The 15,266-nt window shown below is 61.9% G+C and carries 12 protein-coding genes; 4 read left to right on the top strand and 8 right to left on the bottom strand.

Going from position 1 to position 15,266, the window contains the following annotated elements; translation table 11 throughout:
- Window positions 1-107 precede the first annotated feature (107 nt).
- From gabT to QRN50_RS03425, 4 genes are all read left to right on the top strand, one after another.
- Complete coding sequence (gabT, locus tag QRN50_RS03440) at window positions 108-1,412, top strand: 4-aminobutyrate--2-oxoglutarate transaminase (protein ID WP_024640406.1); 1,305 nt, start codon at window positions 108-110, stop codon at window positions 1,410-1,412.
- Window positions 1,413-1,493: 81 nt separating this feature from the next.
- Complete coding sequence (locus QRN50_RS03435) at window positions 1,494-2,150, top strand: HAD family hydrolase (protein ID WP_183147020.1); 657 nt, start codon at window positions 1,494-1,496, stop codon at window positions 2,148-2,150.
- A 47-nt stretch (window positions 2,151-2,197) separates the two neighbouring features.
- Window positions 2,198-2,686 carry an Lrp/AsnC family transcriptional regulator gene (locus QRN50_RS03430; RefSeq protein ID WP_002555947.1) on the top strand — a complete coding sequence of 163 codons (489 nt, stop codon included), beginning with the start codon at window positions 2,198-2,200 and terminating at the stop codon, window positions 2,684-2,686.
- A 342-nt stretch (window positions 2,687-3,028) separates the two neighbouring features.
- The gene (locus tag QRN50_RS03425) at window positions 3,029-4,525 is read left to right on the top strand and encodes a methyl-accepting chemotaxis protein (protein WP_058398385.1); all 1,497 of its coding nucleotides are present in this window, start codon (window positions 3,029-3,031) and stop codon (window positions 4,523-4,525) included.
- Window positions 4,526-4,535: 10 nt separating this feature from the next.
- Here the strand turns inward: QRN50_RS03425 and QRN50_RS03420 are convergent, their stop codons facing one another.
- From QRN50_RS03420 to QRN50_RS03385, 8 genes are all read right to left on the bottom strand, one after another.
- Window positions 4,536-6,119 carry an ABC transporter ATP-binding protein gene (locus tag QRN50_RS03420; RefSeq protein WP_024660864.1) on the bottom strand — a complete coding sequence of 528 codons (1,584 nt, stop codon included), beginning with the start codon at window positions 6,117-6,119 and terminating at the stop codon, window positions 4,536-4,538.
- A gap of 1 nt (window position 6,120) precedes the next feature.
- Window positions 6,121-7,143, bottom strand: a complete 1,023-nt coding sequence (locus QRN50_RS03415) for an ABC transporter permease (protein ID WP_003437297.1) — start codon at window positions 7,141-7,143, stop codon at window positions 6,121-6,123.
- Window positions 7,143-8,210 (bottom strand): microcin C ABC transporter permease YejB, encoded by a 1,068-nt coding sequence (locus tag QRN50_RS03410; RefSeq protein ID WP_003413943.1) that lies wholly within the window; start codon window positions 8,208-8,210, stop codon window positions 7,143-7,145. Before QRN50_RS03410 ends, QRN50_RS03415 begins: the two co-directional genes overlap by 1 nt.
- 1 nt (window position 8,211) lies before the next feature.
- On the bottom strand, window positions 8,212-10,095 hold the full coding sequence (locus QRN50_RS03405) for an extracellular solute-binding protein (RefSeq protein ID WP_096126903.1): 1,884 nt from the start codon (window positions 10,093-10,095) through the stop codon (window positions 8,212-8,214).
- Window positions 10,096-10,238: 143 nt separating this feature from the next.
- Complete coding sequence (locus QRN50_RS03400) at window positions 10,239-13,064, bottom strand: TonB-dependent receptor (RefSeq protein WP_032657517.1); 2,826 nt, start codon at window positions 13,062-13,064, stop codon at window positions 10,239-10,241.
- A gap of 99 nt (window positions 13,065-13,163) precedes the next feature.
- Entirely contained in the window at window positions 13,164-13,565 is a 402-nt protein-coding gene (locus QRN50_RS03395; RefSeq protein WP_002555939.1) for an ExbD/TolR family protein, read from the bottom strand.
- Window positions 13,565-14,251 carry a MotA/TolQ/ExbB proton channel family protein gene (locus QRN50_RS03390; RefSeq protein WP_003435083.1) on the bottom strand — a complete coding sequence of 229 codons (687 nt, stop codon included), beginning with the start codon at window positions 14,249-14,251 and terminating at the stop codon, window positions 13,565-13,567. The genes QRN50_RS03395 and QRN50_RS03390 overlap by 1 nt, the downstream gene beginning before the upstream one ends.
- A gap of 74 nt (window positions 14,252-14,325) precedes the next feature.
- Window positions 14,326-15,150, bottom strand: a complete 825-nt coding sequence (locus tag QRN50_RS03385; RefSeq protein WP_011266216.1) for an energy transducer TonB — start codon at window positions 15,148-15,150, stop codon at window positions 14,326-14,328.
- Window positions 15,151-15,266: the final 116 nt, after the last annotated feature.

Here is a 15,266-nt window from a genome sequence, read left to right as displayed (position 1 = left end):
ATGGACATCTGAGGGGGCAAGTTCGGCGTAGATCATTTCGCTGAACGCTTAACCTGAACAGCATCGCAGCCACCCCGCCGGCTGCCTGGCCCACGACAGGTATAACCATGAACAGCAAAGTCGACGAAACCCCTCATCTGCTCCGCCAGCGCGATCAATTCGTGCCGCGCGGGATTGTCACGGCTCACCCGCTGGTCATCGACCGCGCGCAGGGTTCTGAACTGTGGGACGTCGATGGCAAACGCTATCTGGATTTCGTCGGCGGTATCGGCGTGTTGAACATCGGCCATAACCACCCGAACGTGGTCGCGGCGATTCAGGCGCAACTGACCAAAGTCACCCACGCCTGCTTTCAGGTGGCGTCCTACCAGCCCTATCTGGATCTGGCCAAACGCCTGAGCCATCTCATTGCGGGGCAGAGCGGCATCGATCACAAGGCGGTGCTTTTCACCTCCGGCGCCGAAGCGGTCGAAAACGCGGTGAAAATCGCCCGCGCCCACACCAATCGCCCGGCAATCATCTCGTTCCGTGGCGGCTTTCATGGCCGTACGCTGCTTGGCACCACGCTGACCGGCATGAGCCAGCCGTACAAACAGAATTTCGGCCCCATGGCGCCTGAGGTGTTCCACACCCCGTACCCGAACGAGTATCGCGGCGTGACCAGCGAAGTCGCGCTGGCGGCGCTGCATGAACTGCTGGCGACCCAGGTTGCCCCGGAGCGCGTGGCGGCGATCCTGATCGAGCCGATGCAGGGCGACGGCGGCTTCCTGACTGCGCCAGTCGAGTTCATGAAGGCCCTGCGTGCGCTGACCGAACAACACGGCATCGTGCTGATTGCCGATGAAATCCAGTCCGGTTTCGGGCGTACCGGCAAATGGTTCGGTTTCGAGCATTCGGGCATCCAGCCTGATCTGGTGACCGTGGCCAAGAGCCTCGCGGGCGGCATGCCGCTGTCGGGCGTGGTCGGGCGTGCCGAGATCATGGACGCACCGCTTCCGGGCGGCCTGGGCGGCACCTACGGCGGTAATGCGCTGTCCTGCGCCGCGGCACTGGCAGTGATCGACACCTATGAGCAGGAAAACCTGCTGGCACGTGGCGAACAGCTGGGCGAACACCTGCGCGCCGGTCTGCTCAAGCTCAAGGAGCGTTACGCCTGCATTGGCGACGTGCGCGGCACCGGTTTCATGCTCGCCATGGAGATGGTCAAGAATGACGCGGCACGCAGTCCGGACGCTGATCTCAACCAGAAGGTGATCGATCAGGCGCGTCTTGGCGGCCTGCTGGTGATCAAGTGCGGCGTGTACCGCAACGTCCTGCGCTTCCTGGCTCCGTTGGTGACTACCGAGCAGCAGATCGATGAAGCGCTGGGCATTCTCGACGCGGCGTTGGCACGAGTATTGAAGTCCAGCTGAGCGCAAGCGTGGTCGCAGCTGTCGCGAGACGCTGCGATCACCCGCGCCGGGAATCATTGTTGAATGGAGACGTTGCCTGCCATGGGGCTTATTGATTACCGCGCACTGCTGATCGATTGTGATGAAGTGCTGGTGGACCGTGATTCGGGGGTCTGGTCGGCGTTGCAGCCGTTGCTGGACAACAGCCTGAACACGCCGGCGAAAGACCAGGTGCTGATCGAATTCAATGACGTGGTCCGCACCTTGTACCCACGCTTTGACGAACTGGGCTTCAGCGGCCTGCTGTGCTTCGCGCACCGCCAGCTGGCCGAACGCCTGGGCATCAAGGCCAGTTGGGAAGAGGGCATGACCTTCGCCCGCTCCGTGCCGAACTGGACGCTGTTCGAAGATGCGCCCGGTGCGATGCTCTACCTGCGCAAGTTCTATCGATTGCTGGTGTACGCCGACCGCGACCTGCAGGATCGCGGTCTGCTGTGCGAGCGACTGGGGCTGGAGCCCGACAGCCTGCTGTCACTGACCACCCACCCGCTGGGCGACACGGGCTGGCTTGCCGATATGGATCTGGAGCCGCGCGAAACCCTGTTTGTCTCCCGTCCCCCGGCCTCGGCGCTGGCGAGCGGTGGGTTGTGCCTGATCCGGCGTGGTCGGGAACAGCACAGCCAGCCCTGCACGGCGGATATCTGTATCAACAGCATGGCTGATCTGGTCGCTCAGCATCAGCTGTCTTTACGGCGCTGATTTTGCTAGAAGGTAGGCACCGTGAATGGCAATACATGAGGTAGGTAATGGAAGGCTTGGTCAAACTGGATCGGATTGATATCAATATTTTGGTAGAACTCCAGAAAGACGGGCGCATGACCAACGTCAGCCTGGCCGATGCCGTCGGACTTTCCGCGAGCCCTTGCCTGCAACGCGTCAAACGCCTGGAGTCGGCAGGTTACATTTCCAGCTACAAGGCGCACCTTAATCTGGCCAAGATCACCGAATCGGTCACCGTGTTCACGGAAATCTCCCTCAGCGACCACAAGCGCGAAGACTTCGCCAAATTCGAAGCCAATATCCGCCACGTCGACGAAGTGCTGGAATGCCACCTGATCAGCGGCGGCTACGACTATCTGGTGCGCTTCATGACCCGCAGCATTCAGCATTATCAGGAAGTGATCGAAGAGCTGCTGGACAAGAACATCGGCATCTCCAAGTACTTCAGCTACATCGTCATCAAATCCCCGGTCATGAAAGACGGCGTCCCGCTGCGCAAACTGTTGCGCCATTGAAACACTAGCCAAGAGAGGACGCGGAGCGTCCAGAACGGCATACCCACGCGGAGCATGGGCACGATAGCGTTCGCCCGGACACCTCACGCGCCACCCGTTCCGCGATCTACCTGCCGGCTATCGTTCCTCACGCTCCAGCGTGGGAATGCCTTGCGTGACGCTCCGCGTCACAGATCTGCGCCGCACCGCATACGCAGCCCTGAGTGCCGGCAAAGAATAGGTATGTCTGAAATTCTGGCATAGCGCTACTATCCGGACGGCACTTTGGCCGGGCTTTTGCTCGTGCAGATTTGAAAACCGGCAGGAGCTCCTGTCGCCATGGATTTCAAAAGGATGTGTTCGATGCCCGTAGCCCCTCGTTTCCTGGACCATTACCGCAAGGCCGACCGGATCATGCTGGGTCTGATCTGGCTGTTGTTCATCTACGCGCTCGGGTTGGCGTTCTGGTTCGACACCTTCACCCAGGCCGTCGTCGTCGGTGGTGGCACCGCGGTGGTGCTGACCGGGCTGTATCGGGCCATCGGCGGCACCCGATTGATGCGTTGCTGTTTCGGTGTAGGCCTGATGGTCATGACCGCGCTGCACATCAATCAGACCCACGGGCAGGTCGAGATACATTTCGGCATCTTTGTCCTCCTCGCTGTGCTGACCTTCTACCGCGACTGGCTGCCGATTCTGGTCGCTGCCGTCACCATCGCCCTCCACCACATCGGTTTTCATGCCCTGCAGCATTCCGGCTTCCCGGTGTACGTCATGCACCACGGCTTCGGCTGGAGCATGGTGCTTGTGCATGCGGTGTATGTGGTGGTTGAAAGCGCGATTCTGGTGTACCTGGCGGTGCAGAATCAGGCCGAGGCGGTCGAGAATCAGGACATGCTCGATCGCATGCTGGCCACCACCAACCAGTTCTCTACCGATAGCCAGTCCAGCCAGCAGTCGGGCAAACATGTCTCTCTGGCGCAGCGTTTCGAGCAGTTCCTGGCGCAGATCACCGGTCTGGTCGATGGCGTAGTGCGTGACACTCGCGGGCTTGGCGAGCTGGGTCATGACCTCGCCAAGGCCAGCGGTACGCTGGAAACCGGTGCACAGCATCAGCTTAGTGAAATCGCGCGCATGACCGGCGCGATGCAGCGCATGGGCGATGCCATGAACGATATCTCCAGCCACGTCGCGCAAGCCGTGCAGCGGGCCGGTGACGCCAGTGATCAGGTCGCTCATGGGCGCGACAGTGTCGACCGTGCGCAGAGCGAAATCACCCAGCTTGCCGCGCGCATCACGACCACCGATGAAACCGTGCAGGCTCTGGCCAACCAGTCAGAACAGATCGGCAAGGTGCTGGACGTGATCGGCAGCATTGCCGAGCAGACCAACCTGCTGGCCCTCAACGCCGCAATCGAAGCCGCGCGCGCCGGTGAGCAGGGCCGAGGCTTTGCGGTGGTGGCCGATGAGGTGCGCAACCTGGCGCAGCGCACAGCAGCCTCGACCAAGGAAATCCAGACCATCATCGAAGACCTGCAAAAAGGCAGTCGTCAGGCCGCTACGGCCATGAACGACAGCCTGCAGGGCGTCGGGCGTTGTGTAGAGGACAGCCAGCGCGCTTCGCAATCCCTGCGCGCCGTCGGCGAAGGCATCGGCCATATCACCCAGCTCAACGGCCTGATTGCCACGACGACCGAACAGCAGTCCGCCGTCAGCCGGGAAATGGCCGATCAGTTGCTTTCGGTGCAGACCATCGCCGAACACACCGCCGCCAATATCGGTGTGCTGGCGACTAGCAGCCAGAGCCTGTCGCCCCTGGCCATTCGCCTGGAAGCGCTGGGCAAGAGCTTTCACGCGTAGTTTTCAGGCCTCAGGCGAACACCAGCCCCGACGAACGCAGCAGTTCCTGAGTGTAGGCCTGCTGCGGTGCGGCGAAGATCTCGCGGGACGGGCCCTGCTCAACCACCTTGCCGTCCTTGATCACGATCAGGTCATGGGCCAGGGCGTGAACCACCGCCAGGTCATGGCTGATGAACAGGTACGTCAGGCCATGCCGGATTTGCAGGTCGCGCAGCAGGGCGACGATCTGCTTTTGCACGGTCCGGTCGAGCGCCGAGGTCGGCTCGTCGAGCAGGATCAGGTCCGGCTCAAGCACCAGCGCCCGTGCGATGGAAACACGCTGGCGCTGACCGCCGGAAAACTCGTGCGGGTAACGATGCCGGGTGGCCGGGTCCAGGCCGACTTCCTGCAACACGCGGATCACCGTCTGTTCACGCTCTTTCGGCGTACCGATGTTGTGCGTCACCAGGCCCTCGGCAATGATCTGCTCCACGGTCATGCGCGGGCTGAGGCTGCCGAACGGGTCCTGAAACACCACCTGCAACTGACGGCGCAACGGGCGCATCAGGTGCTGGCTGTGCAGGCTCAGTTCCTTGGTGCCGAAGCGGATGCTGCCCTCTGAATCGACCAGGCGCAAAATCGCCTGGCCAAGGGTCGATTTCCCCGAACCCGACTCGCCGACAATGCCCAGGGTCTTGCCCTTGAGCAGCTCGAAACTCACCCCGTCCACCGCTTTCACGTACTGCGGCTCACGCTTGAACCAGGCCTTGCCCAGCGGGAACCAGACCTTCAGGTCCTGCACCGACAGCAGCGTGTTGCTGTGCGTGGACGGCACCGGTTCACCATCCGGCTCGGCATTGATCAGCAGACGGCTGTACGGGTGTTGCGGGCTGTCGAACAGGGTCTGGCAATCGGCCTGCTCGACGATCTCGCCCTCACGCATCACGCAGACCCGCTGGGCGATGCGCCGCACCAGATTGAGGTCGTGGCTGATCAGCAGCAGCGACATGTTCAGCCGCTGCTGCAGGGACTTGAGCAACTCCAGAATCTTCACCTGCACGGTCACATCCAGCGCGGTGGTCGGCTCGTCGGCGATCAGCAGATCCGGCTCGTTGGCCAACGCCATGGCAATCATGATGCGCTGCCGTTGCCCGCCCGACAGTTGATGCGGATACGCCTTGAGACGTGACAGCGGATTACGAATGCCGACCAGTTCCAGCAGCTCCAGGGTGCGGCTCAGCGCGGCCTTGCCCTTGAGGCCCTTGTGGGTCACGAGGATTTCGCCGATCTGTTTTTCGACCGTGTGCAGCGGGTTCAGCGAACTCATGGGTTCCTGAAAAATCATCGCCACCCGGTTGCCGCGCAGGCTGCGCAACTGCTTGTCGCTGGCAGTCACCAAATCCAGCCCGTCGTAACGAATCGAGCCCTGGGTGCTGACGGTTTTCGCCGGCAACAGACGCAGAATCGAATGCGCCGTGACCGACTTGCCCGAGCCGGATTCGCCCACCAGCGCCAGGCACTCGCCACGGCGGATGTCGAGGCTGACGCCATGCACCACTTCGTGGCCGTTGAAGGCGACCCGCAGGTCGCGAATTTCAATCAGGTTGTCGTGCATGTCAGCTCCGAGGATCGAACGCGTCGCGGCAGGCTTCGCCGATGAACACCAGCAGAGAAAGAATCAGGGCCAGCACCACGAACGCCGTCAGCCCCAGCCAGGGCGCTTGCAGATTGCGCTTGGCCTCGCCGATCAGCTCGCCCAGCGACGCACTGCCCGCCGGCATGCCGAAGCCGAGAAAATCCAGCGCAGTGAGGGTGGCGATGGCGCCGGTGATGATGAACGGCAGGTAAGTCAGGGTGCTGGTCATCGCGTTGGGCAGGATGTGCCGCCACATCAGCGCGGCATCGGTCAGGCCCAGTGCGCGGGCGGCCTTGACGTATTCCAGGTTGCGCCCGCGCAGGAACTCGGCACGCACCACGTCCACCAGCGACAGCCAGGAGAACAGCGCCATGATCCCCAGCAGCCACCAGAAACTCGGCGACACAAAGCCGGACAGAATGATCAGCAGGTACAGCACCGGCAGCCCCGACCAGATCTCCTGAATGCGCTGGCCGATCAGGTCGGTCATGCCGCCGTAGTAACCCTGAATCGCCCCGGCACACACGCCGATCACCGTGCTGATCGCGGTCAGCAGCAGCGCGAACAGAATGGAAATCCGCGCGCCGAACAGCACACGCGCCAGCACATCACGGGCCTGCTCGTCGGTGCCCAGCCAATTGATGTGGTCCGGCGGACTGGGCGATGGCGCGTCCAGGTCGTAGTTGATGGTGTCGTAGCTGAACGGGATCGGCGCGAACAGCATCCAGCCGTTTTTTGCCGCGATCAGCTTGCGCACGTAGTCGCTGGCATAGTCCGGCTCGAAGGGCAGCTCGCCGCCGAAATCGGTTTCCATGTAGGTGTGCAACACCGGGTAATACAACTGCCCGTCGTAGCGGATCAGCAGCGGCTTGTCGTTGGCGATCAGTTCGCCGCACAGGCACACCAGCAGCAGGCCGATGAAGATCCACAGCGACCACCAACCGCGACGGTTGGCCTTGAACAGGTCGAAGCGGCGCCGGGTCTGGGGAGAGAACTCGAACATCAGGCGCTCCTCGCGGAAAAGTCGATGCGTGGGTCGACCAGCGTGTAACACAGGTCACCGATCAGCTTGATCAGCAGGCCGAACAGCGTGAACAGAAACAGCGTGCCGAACACAATCGGGTAATCCCGCGACACTGCCGCTTCGTAACTCATACGCCCCAAACCATCGAGGCCGAAGATGGTTTCGATCAGCAACGAGCCGGCGAAAAACACTTCGATCAAGGCCTGTGGAATACCGGCGATGACCAGCAACATGGCGTTGCGAAACACATGGCCGTACAGCACGCGATGCTCGGTCAGGCCCTTGGCGCGCGCCGTGACCACGTACTGGCGGCTGATCTCGTTGAGAAAGCTGTTCTTGGTGAGGATGGTCAGCGTGGCGAACCCGCCGATCACCAGCGAACTGACCGGCAGCACCAAGTGCCACAGGTAGTCCTTCACCTTGCCCCAGGTGCTCAGGCTGTCGAAGTTGTCCGAGAACAGCCCCTGCGCCGGAAACCAGCTCAGGTAACTGCCCCCGGCGAACACCACGATCAGCAGGATGGCGAACAGAAACGCGGGCGTGGCGTAACCGATGATCACCAGCGTGCTGCTCCAGACATCGAACGCGCTGCCATGCCGCACCGCCTTGCGAATGCCCAGCGGGATGGAAATCAGGTACGTGATCAGCGTCGCCCAGAGCCCGAGGGACAGCGACACCGGAAGCTTTTGCGCGATCAGTTCGGTGACCGGCGCGCCACGGAAGAAGCTGGTGCCGAAGTCCAGTTGCGCGTAGTTCTTGAGCATCAGCCACAGCCGTTCGTGCATCGGCTTGTCGAAACCGTAGTGTTGCTTGATCTGCTCGATCAGCGCCGGGTCCAGCCCGCGGGTGCTGCGGCTGGCGGTGCCGGAGGCAGCCACTTCGCCCCCGCCGCCGCCCACGCCGTTGGGGCTGAAGCCCTGAATGCGCGCAATGGCCTGCTCGACCGGTCCGCCGGGGGCGGCCTGCACAATCAGGAAGTTGACGATCAGAATGGCCAGCAGCGTGGGAATGATCAGCAGCAGGCGTCGAATCACATAAGCCAGCATCTCAGTACTCCTTGGCGGCGGCAGGCTTGCCGGTCAGCGCAGTGGCCTGAGCATTGGTCAGCGGCGTCGGGCTGATCTGCCACCAGGTTTCCAGGCCCACGTCATAGATCGGTGCCACGTCGGGCATGCCGAAACGGTTGGCGAACACCAGCGGCGTGCCCTTGGAGTAGTAGTTGGGGATCATGTAGTAACCCCATTGCAGGACCCGATCCAGCGCCCGCGCGTAGAGCACCATGTCGTTGCGCGTATTGGCGCTGACCAGCCCGTCGATCAGCGTGTCCACCGCAGGATTGCGCAGCACCATGGCGTTGGAGCTGCCCACTTCGGTGGCGCTTTGCGAGCCATACAGGTTGTACAGCTCACGGCCTGGGGAGATGATCGGATTACCGTTTTTCGGCAGGCTGACCACGATCATGTCGTAGTCCCGCGCATTGAGCCGGTTGATGTACTGCGCCGAATCGATGCGCAGGAAATCCAGGGTGATGCCGATCTGCGCCAGCGTGCGCTTGAAGGGCAGAATCAGCCGGTCGAAGCCGCCCTGACCATCGAGAAAACTGAACACCATCGGCTCGCCCGCAGCGTTGACCAGCTTGTTGTCCTTCGGGTGCCAGCCGGCCTCGGCCAGCAGCTTGAGGGCCTGCAACTGCTTGTCACGGATGTAACCGCTGCCGTCGGTTTTCGGTGGCTGGTAGACCTTGCTGAACACCTCGTCCGGCACCTGGCCGCGCAAGGGCTCGAGGATCTTCAGCTCGGCCGGGGTCGGCAGCTCGGTGGCGGCCATGTCGCTTTTCGGGAAGTAGCTTTGTTCACGCACGTAGAAATTGCGCATGACCCGGCGATTAATCCAGTCGAAATCCCACAGCAACGACAGCGCCTCGCGGACGCGGCGGTCCTTGAACATGGGTTTGTCCAGATTGAACACAAAGCCCTGCGCGGCGACCGGACGCTGCCGGGCGAGGATGCGCTTTTGCAGACGCCCGTCGTCAATTGCCGGGCCGCTGTAGCCGACCACGAAGCCGGAAGAGGAGAACTCGCGGTTGTAGTCGAACGTCCCGGCCTGCAGCAGCTGGCGAGCGATTTCGGTGTCGCCGTAGTAATTCACGGTGAGCGTGTCGAAGTTGTACAGGCCACGGCTGACCGGCAGGTCCTTGCCCCACCAGTCCTTGACCCGTTCGAAGGTGACGCTGCGTCCGGCGTCGACCCTGGTGACCCGGTACGGCCCGTTGCCCAGCGGCGGCTCGAAACCGCCGCCGTTGGCGAAGTCGCGGGTCCTCCACCAGTGTTCGGGGAGGATGTGCAGGCTGGCAATGTCCAGCGCCAGCATGCGGTTGAGGTTGTTCTTGAAGTCGAAGCGAATCTGCAGCGGGCCTTCGATGGTCACCTCTTTGACGTCGGCGAACATCGGTCGATAGCTGAAGCTGCCCTTGGTGGTTATCAGCTCGAAGGTGTAGCGCACGTCTTCGGCGGTGACGGGCTTGCCGTCCTCGAAACGCGCCTTGGGGTTGAGGAAAAAACGAATCCACAGACCGTCGGGGTCCATCTCCATCTTTTCCGCGATCAGGCCATACACCGTGTACGGCTCATCCAGTGAGCGATAGGCCAGTGGCGAGTACACCCAGCTGTCGACCTCGCGCACATTGATGCCCTGATCGACGTAGGGATTAAGGTAATTGAACTGGCCGATTTCTTCCGCCGACCGGGTCAGCGAACCACTCTTGGAGGCGTTCGGGTTGACGTAATCGAAGTGCTGGAAGCCGGCAGGGTATTTCGGCGCCTCGCCATAGACGGTCAAGGCGTGGGTCGGCGTCGCCAGCACTGTCTGCCAGCCACTGCACAGCGCAACACCCAGAAGCAGGCGCCGCAGAAAACGGTTAAGACGCGACATGGTGGGGCTTTCCTCGTACGCACTGAATGAAGGAACACTGCGAAAAAGCCCCCGGCCGGGGAAGGCGGATGAACCTGGGCCGGAGGGGGCGAGCTCGCAATCTGACGTGGCCCACGGAGCGTGTATGGGCCACGTCGTCACACTCAGAAGTGGTAAGTCGCGCGGGCGAACAGGGTGCGGCCCAGCGGGTCGGCGTAGCGAGGGTCGTAGCCGGACTGGAAGTTGTAGGCCTGGTTGGAGAACGGCGGGTTGCGGTCGAACATATTGCGCACTCCGGCATCGATATCCAGCACCTTGTCAAAGGTATGACCCACCGACATGTCCCACAGCGCATACGACGCGACCCGCGCATTGGTGGTGCGGTCGTAGTCGTTGTAGCCGCTGGTGAAGCGGTTGGTGATGGAGGCGCGGGTATCGCCCAGTGCCCAGGTACCGGTCAGCACGTGTTTCCAGCGCGAAATCACCCCGTCGCCCTGGAAGTCGCCGACCTTGTCGGTGTATGGGCCGTCGATGATGTTCTGGAAGTCGTAGCGGGTGACGTAGGTGCCGGTCATGCCCAGACCGAACTGGCCGTAAGGCGTGTTCGGAAAGCGATAGTCGAGGGTTACGTCGACACCGCTGGTCTTGACGATGCCCAGGTTGGCGTTGCCGGTGACGATGTTGGCGATTGAACCATCGGCAGCGCGCACGTAGCGGTCGGCGTAGGTGTTGGGGTCATCGAACACGGTCGACTCGGGGAACGCCTGGATCTGGTTGGAAATGTGAATCCACCAGAAATCCAGGCCCATCGACAGGTTGTTGACCGGCTGATAGACGAAGCCCAGGGTCATGTTGCGGGCTTTTTCCGGGGCCAGCTCGGTGTTGCCTCCGCCATTGTTGAGGAACTGCTGCTGGCAATCACGACCGGCGTTACCACCAGGCTGGACGACACCACCGGCACACAGCACCGGGTCGTTGTAATAGCCTTGGGTAAAGGTCGTGCTACGCGGGGCGTACAGTTCGTACAGCGAAGGTGCTCGAAAGCCTTCGCTGTAGGCACCACGGACCACCAGTTGCTTGAACGGCTGGTAGCGGAACGAGTATTTCGGGTTGGTGGTGCTGCCGAAGTCGCTGTATTTGTCGTGACGAACGGCGGCGGTCAGTTCAAGGCTGTCCAGCACGGGGACATTCAGTTCGGCGTATTCCGCCTTGACGCTCCTGTCGCCTTCGACGCTGCCTGCGGCATCTGCGCCCAGACTGCTGACGTCGTTGACGAACGCTTCGTACTCCTGATGCATTTTCTCTTTTCGGTATTCGCCACCTAGCGCAATGCCGGCAGGGCCTGCACCGAACCAGTCACCGATTTCCCGGCTGATGCGCGCATCCAGCCCGGCCACCCGGCCCACAGCGCTTGAGTACTGGCCATGGTATTGATTGGCGTCAATCAGCGCCTGACCGGCAGCGGTCTGCGGACCAAACGGATTGAGAGTGCCGTTGGCGAGACCATTAAGCATTGCAGCATCGCTGATATAACCATCGGTGAGTGATGACAACACTTTGTTCTGGTTGTAAGACGCGCCAACGTTGTAGTCCCAGCCACCCACCAGACCGTCGAAATTCAGCAGAAAGCGCTGACTGGTATTTTGGTCGCTTGATCCGCGTGGGCCTGCTGCCGTTTCTCGCCAGGCGGTGCTGACCGGTTGCGTCGGGTCGAGGGTGAAATCGGTGGGGGCCGGAGTGATACCGTTACCGGGATAGAAGGGTGACGACGAGTCCAGTGACAGCCCGGTGAGAGGCGCTGGCCCGATATCGGTATGGTTGTTGTTGCGGGCCCAGAAGTATTCGAGGCTGACGTTGTGATCGTCGGCCAGCTTGCCGGTGGCCTTGCCGAAGAATGAGGTTTTCTCGGTCTGCGGGATCAGGTCGATGTATTCGCGGGTGCTGAACCGGCAGATGCCGTTGCTGGCGATCAGGTTAGGACCGCTGCAGTTTCTGCCCAGCGGGTTTGCCGAATTGTCGCCCTGAAAATAATTGCCGGGATATGCCGTCCCGGAGGTCTGGTTGAGACCGCGTCCCGGTACGTAATCCTTGGCAAACGAACGATCATTGGCGTCCAGATTTTGCTGTTTGTTGTAGTTGAAGACGCCCATCACGTTAAAGCGGTCTTCTTCCAGATCACCGAAGCCCCAGCTGGCACTCATGTCCTTGGTCGCACCGCCGCCACTGGCGGTCGGCGTCTCGCCGCCCAGGGTCAGGCTGCCGTCGGTCAGGGACTTTTTGGTGATGAAGTTGATCACGCCGCCGATGGCGTCGGTGCCGTACAGCGCCGAGGCACCGTCACGCAGCACTTCCACGCGGTCGATCGCAGCGAACGGGATCATGTTCAGGTCAATGGCGCTGCCGTTGGGCGTACCCACACCGGACAACGCATTGTTGGCCAGACGTCGGCCGTTGAGCAGCACCAGCGTCTTGTTCGCACCGATGCCGCGCATGTCGGCGAAGGAGGCGCCTCCTGTTCCGGCTCCGACCGAGCCTGCGCTGTTGTTGATCGACTGGCTGCCGGTGATGCGCTGGACCATTTCCTGCGTAGTGGTCACGCCCTGTTTCTTCAGGTCGTCGGCGCGCAGGATGGTAATCGGCACGGCGGTTTCGGCATCGACCCGGCGGATCGCCGAACCGGTGACTTCGACGCGTTGCAGCTGGGTCGTGGCAGGCACAACCGCTGCACTGGTGGACACGGCCGAGCCGCTGGTGTCCGCATCGACGGCGTCTGCCGCCTGGGCACCGCTCATGCCCATGGCCAATGCGCAGAGCAGGGCACGTGGATGACGCCGGACCGCGAGGGCCAGTGGTTTGAGGGTGCAACCGGGAAGATTCATCAGCATGGTTAGTTCCGACTTGATCCAGACATTATTGAAATGGCCTTGTGAGCCCTCTGTTCCCGACGCGGTTGTGCCGAGCGGGAGTTCCACTTCTTCTTTTTCCAGCAAGCCGCTCCCCTCCAGGGGCTTTTCAGCCCACGGACAAACGCATTCACGGGGGTCGGGTCAGACGGCTTCGCGAGGCGAAGCCACCCGGTCAGTCGAGCGTCATTTCGCTGTCATGACGGATATCTTCGTAATGCCGGAGCGTTCGATGGAGGCCATGGCCTTGGCCACCTGGCCATAATTCACGGCGGTGTCGGCCTGCAACTGGACGCGGATTTCCGGGTCCTTGGCCTTTTCGTCCTGCAGGCTTTTTTCCAGCAGTTCGGGGGCGATTTCCGATTTGGCGAGGTAGAACTTGCCATCCTGATCGACGCTGACCACCACCGGGTTTTTCTTCTCGGCGGGGGCGACCGCGTCGGTCTTGGGCAGGTTGACCTTGATCGCGTTGGTCATCAGCGGCGTGGTGACGATGAACACCACCAGCAGTACGAGCATCACGTCGACCAGCGGCGTGACGTTCATTTCGCTGAGCACTTCATCGCTGTCCTGAGTGGAGAAAGACATTAGCTGGCCTCCCGAACGGCATGACCATTCTTGCTGGCGATGGGCTGGCGTGTGACGGCAAAGGCGCTGCGCTGGGCGAGGGCGTCGAAGTCGTGGGCGAAGTCATCCATGTCGGCCACGGCGAGCTTGAGGCGGCGCAGGAAGAAGTTGTAGATCAGCACTGCTGGCACGGCGACGGCGATACCCACACCGGTGGCGACCAGCGCGTGACCGATGGGGCCGGCGACCGCTTCGAGGCTGGCAGAGCCGGTCACGCCGATGCTTTGCAGCGCTTCCATGATCCCCCAGACCGTACCGAACAGGCCGATGAAGGGCGCGGTGCTGCCGATACTGGCGAGAATCGCCTGGCCACTTTCCAGCGCGCGACGCTCTTTCTGTATCTGCTGGCGCAGGTTGCGCTCCAGACGGTCCGAGCGGTTGATGGTGTGCGCCAGTTGTTGCGTGGTGCGCGGCGACTCGTCAACCGCCATGGCTTCGAAGCCGCTGTTGGCAATACGCGCCAGCGCGCCGGGGTATTGCGCGGAGTGCTCGGCCGCAGTGAGCAGGTCCGGTGCGCTCCAGAAGGCTTTGGTGAATTGCTTGTTCTGGGACTTCTGGCGGACGTACTGCGCCGACTTGATCAGCAACAGTGCCCAACTCAATACGGAAAACAGAATCAGTGCCCAGAGCACGGCGGGGACGATCATGGAAGAGAGCGATGCGTTCATGGTTTAAACCTCACCAGCTTTGATAATTGAATAGTCGGTTGTCATGCGCCGGATCATTCCGGCAACTTGAAGTCGATGGTCTGCGTCGCGAAGCCTTCTATCGGCGTGTCACCGCGTTTGGCCGGTATGAACTTCCAGTTGCGCACAGCCTCCACGGCCGCTTCGTCCAGTACCGGTTTGCCGCTGGATTTGGTCACCTCGACAGCCCCGGCGCGGCCATTGGGCAGCACCTTGATGCGCAGAATCACGCGACCTTCCCAACTGCGTCGCAAGGCCAGCCCCGGGTATTCCGGCGGTGGATTGCCCAGGCTGGCGAGCCCGGATACCGCAGCGCTTTCCTTGACCGGAGCCGGTGGCGCAGCAGGTGCCGGCGGCGCGGGCGCAGGTGTTGGCGGCGCGGGCGGGCTGGGTGCGGCGGCAGGCGTTGGCGCAGGCGGCGTAGGCTTTTTCACCGGTTCGACTTTCTTGACCGGCTTGGGCTTCTCGACCTTGGGTTTTTCCACCGGTTTGGGCGGCGGTTCGACCGCGTCCGGGTCCTCGACCGGTTGTTCCGGTTCGGGGGGAGGCGGTGGAGGCGGCGGCGGAGGTGGTGGCTCGGGCGGCGGCGGTTCCGGTGCGGGTGGTGTCGGGCTGGTCAGTTCAATGGTCATTTCCGGAACTTGTGGCGCAACTTCCGGCACGTCTGGCTGGGCCGTTTGCATGTACCACCAGATCACACCATGAATAAGTACCGACGCAGCAATCAACACCATTACTTGCGGCTTGTTAAGGCCGCCCGGGCGTGACGTATTGGCGCTGAAAGGAATACCCTGCCACGCCGTCGAAGTGTCATCGGGCGAGGGAGAGGGGACCGCCTTCATTATTACCGCATCATTCATTAACGCTCCCTCGGGTAGTTAAAGGGCAATAAAAATCCGCTCGAACAATGGGTCACTGTTCGATTGATGAAGACCTGCACATTGTTGATGGGCAGGGCAACGCGGTGGGTGCGCAC

Origin of the sequence: Pseudomonas sp. MEJ108, from assembly GCF_030208985.1 — a bacterium.
Taxonomy (GTDB): domain Bacteria; phylum Pseudomonadota; class Gammaproteobacteria; order Pseudomonadales; family Pseudomonadaceae; genus Aquipseudomonas; species Aquipseudomonas fragariae.
The sequence above is the reverse complement of the archived record's forward strand: the minus strand, read 5'-3'. Positions and strand labels throughout refer to the sequence as shown.

What these genes read in the sequence shown, in the direction of transcription:
- QRN50_RS03435 (WP_183147020.1), top strand. Translation starts at nt 1,494, where the DNA reads ATGGGGCTTATTGATTACCGCGCACTGCTGATCGATTGTGATGAAGTG.
- QRN50_RS03405 (WP_096126903.1), bottom strand. Translation starts at nt 10,095, where the DNA reads ATGTCGCGTCTTAACCGTTTTCTGCGGCGCCTGCTTCTGGGTGTTGCG.
- QRN50_RS03425 (WP_058398385.1), top strand. Translation starts at nt 3,029, where the DNA reads ATGCCCGTAGCCCCTCGTTTCCTGGACCATTACCGCAAGGCCGACCGG.
- QRN50_RS03415 (WP_003437297.1), bottom strand. Translation starts at nt 7,143, where the DNA reads ATGTTCGAGTTCTCTCCCCAGACCCGGCGCCGCTTCGACCTGTTCAAG.
- gabT (WP_024640406.1), top strand. Translation starts at nt 108, where the DNA reads ATGAACAGCAAAGTCGACGAAACCCCTCATCTGCTCCGCCAGCGCGAT.
- QRN50_RS03385 (WP_011266216.1), bottom strand. Translation starts at nt 15,150, where the DNA reads ATGAATGATGCGGTAATAATGAAGGCGGTCCCCTCTCCCTCGCCCGAT.
- QRN50_RS03395 (WP_002555939.1), bottom strand. Translation starts at nt 13,565, where the DNA reads ATGTCTTTCTCCACTCAGGACAGCGATGAAGTGCTCAGCGAAATGAAC.
- QRN50_RS03410 (WP_003413943.1), bottom strand. Translation starts at nt 8,210, where the DNA reads ATGCTGGCTTATGTGATTCGACGCCTGCTGCTGATCATTCCCACGCTG.
- QRN50_RS03430 (WP_002555947.1), top strand. Translation starts at nt 2,198, where the DNA reads ATGGAAGGCTTGGTCAAACTGGATCGGATTGATATCAATATTTTGGTA.
- QRN50_RS03420 (WP_024660864.1), bottom strand. Translation starts at nt 6,119, where the DNA reads ATGCACGACAACCTGATTGAAATTCGCGACCTGCGGGTCGCCTTCAAC.
- QRN50_RS03390 (WP_003435083.1), bottom strand. Translation starts at nt 14,251, where the DNA reads ATGATCGTCCCCGCCGTGCTCTGGGCACTGATTCTGTTTTCCGTATTG.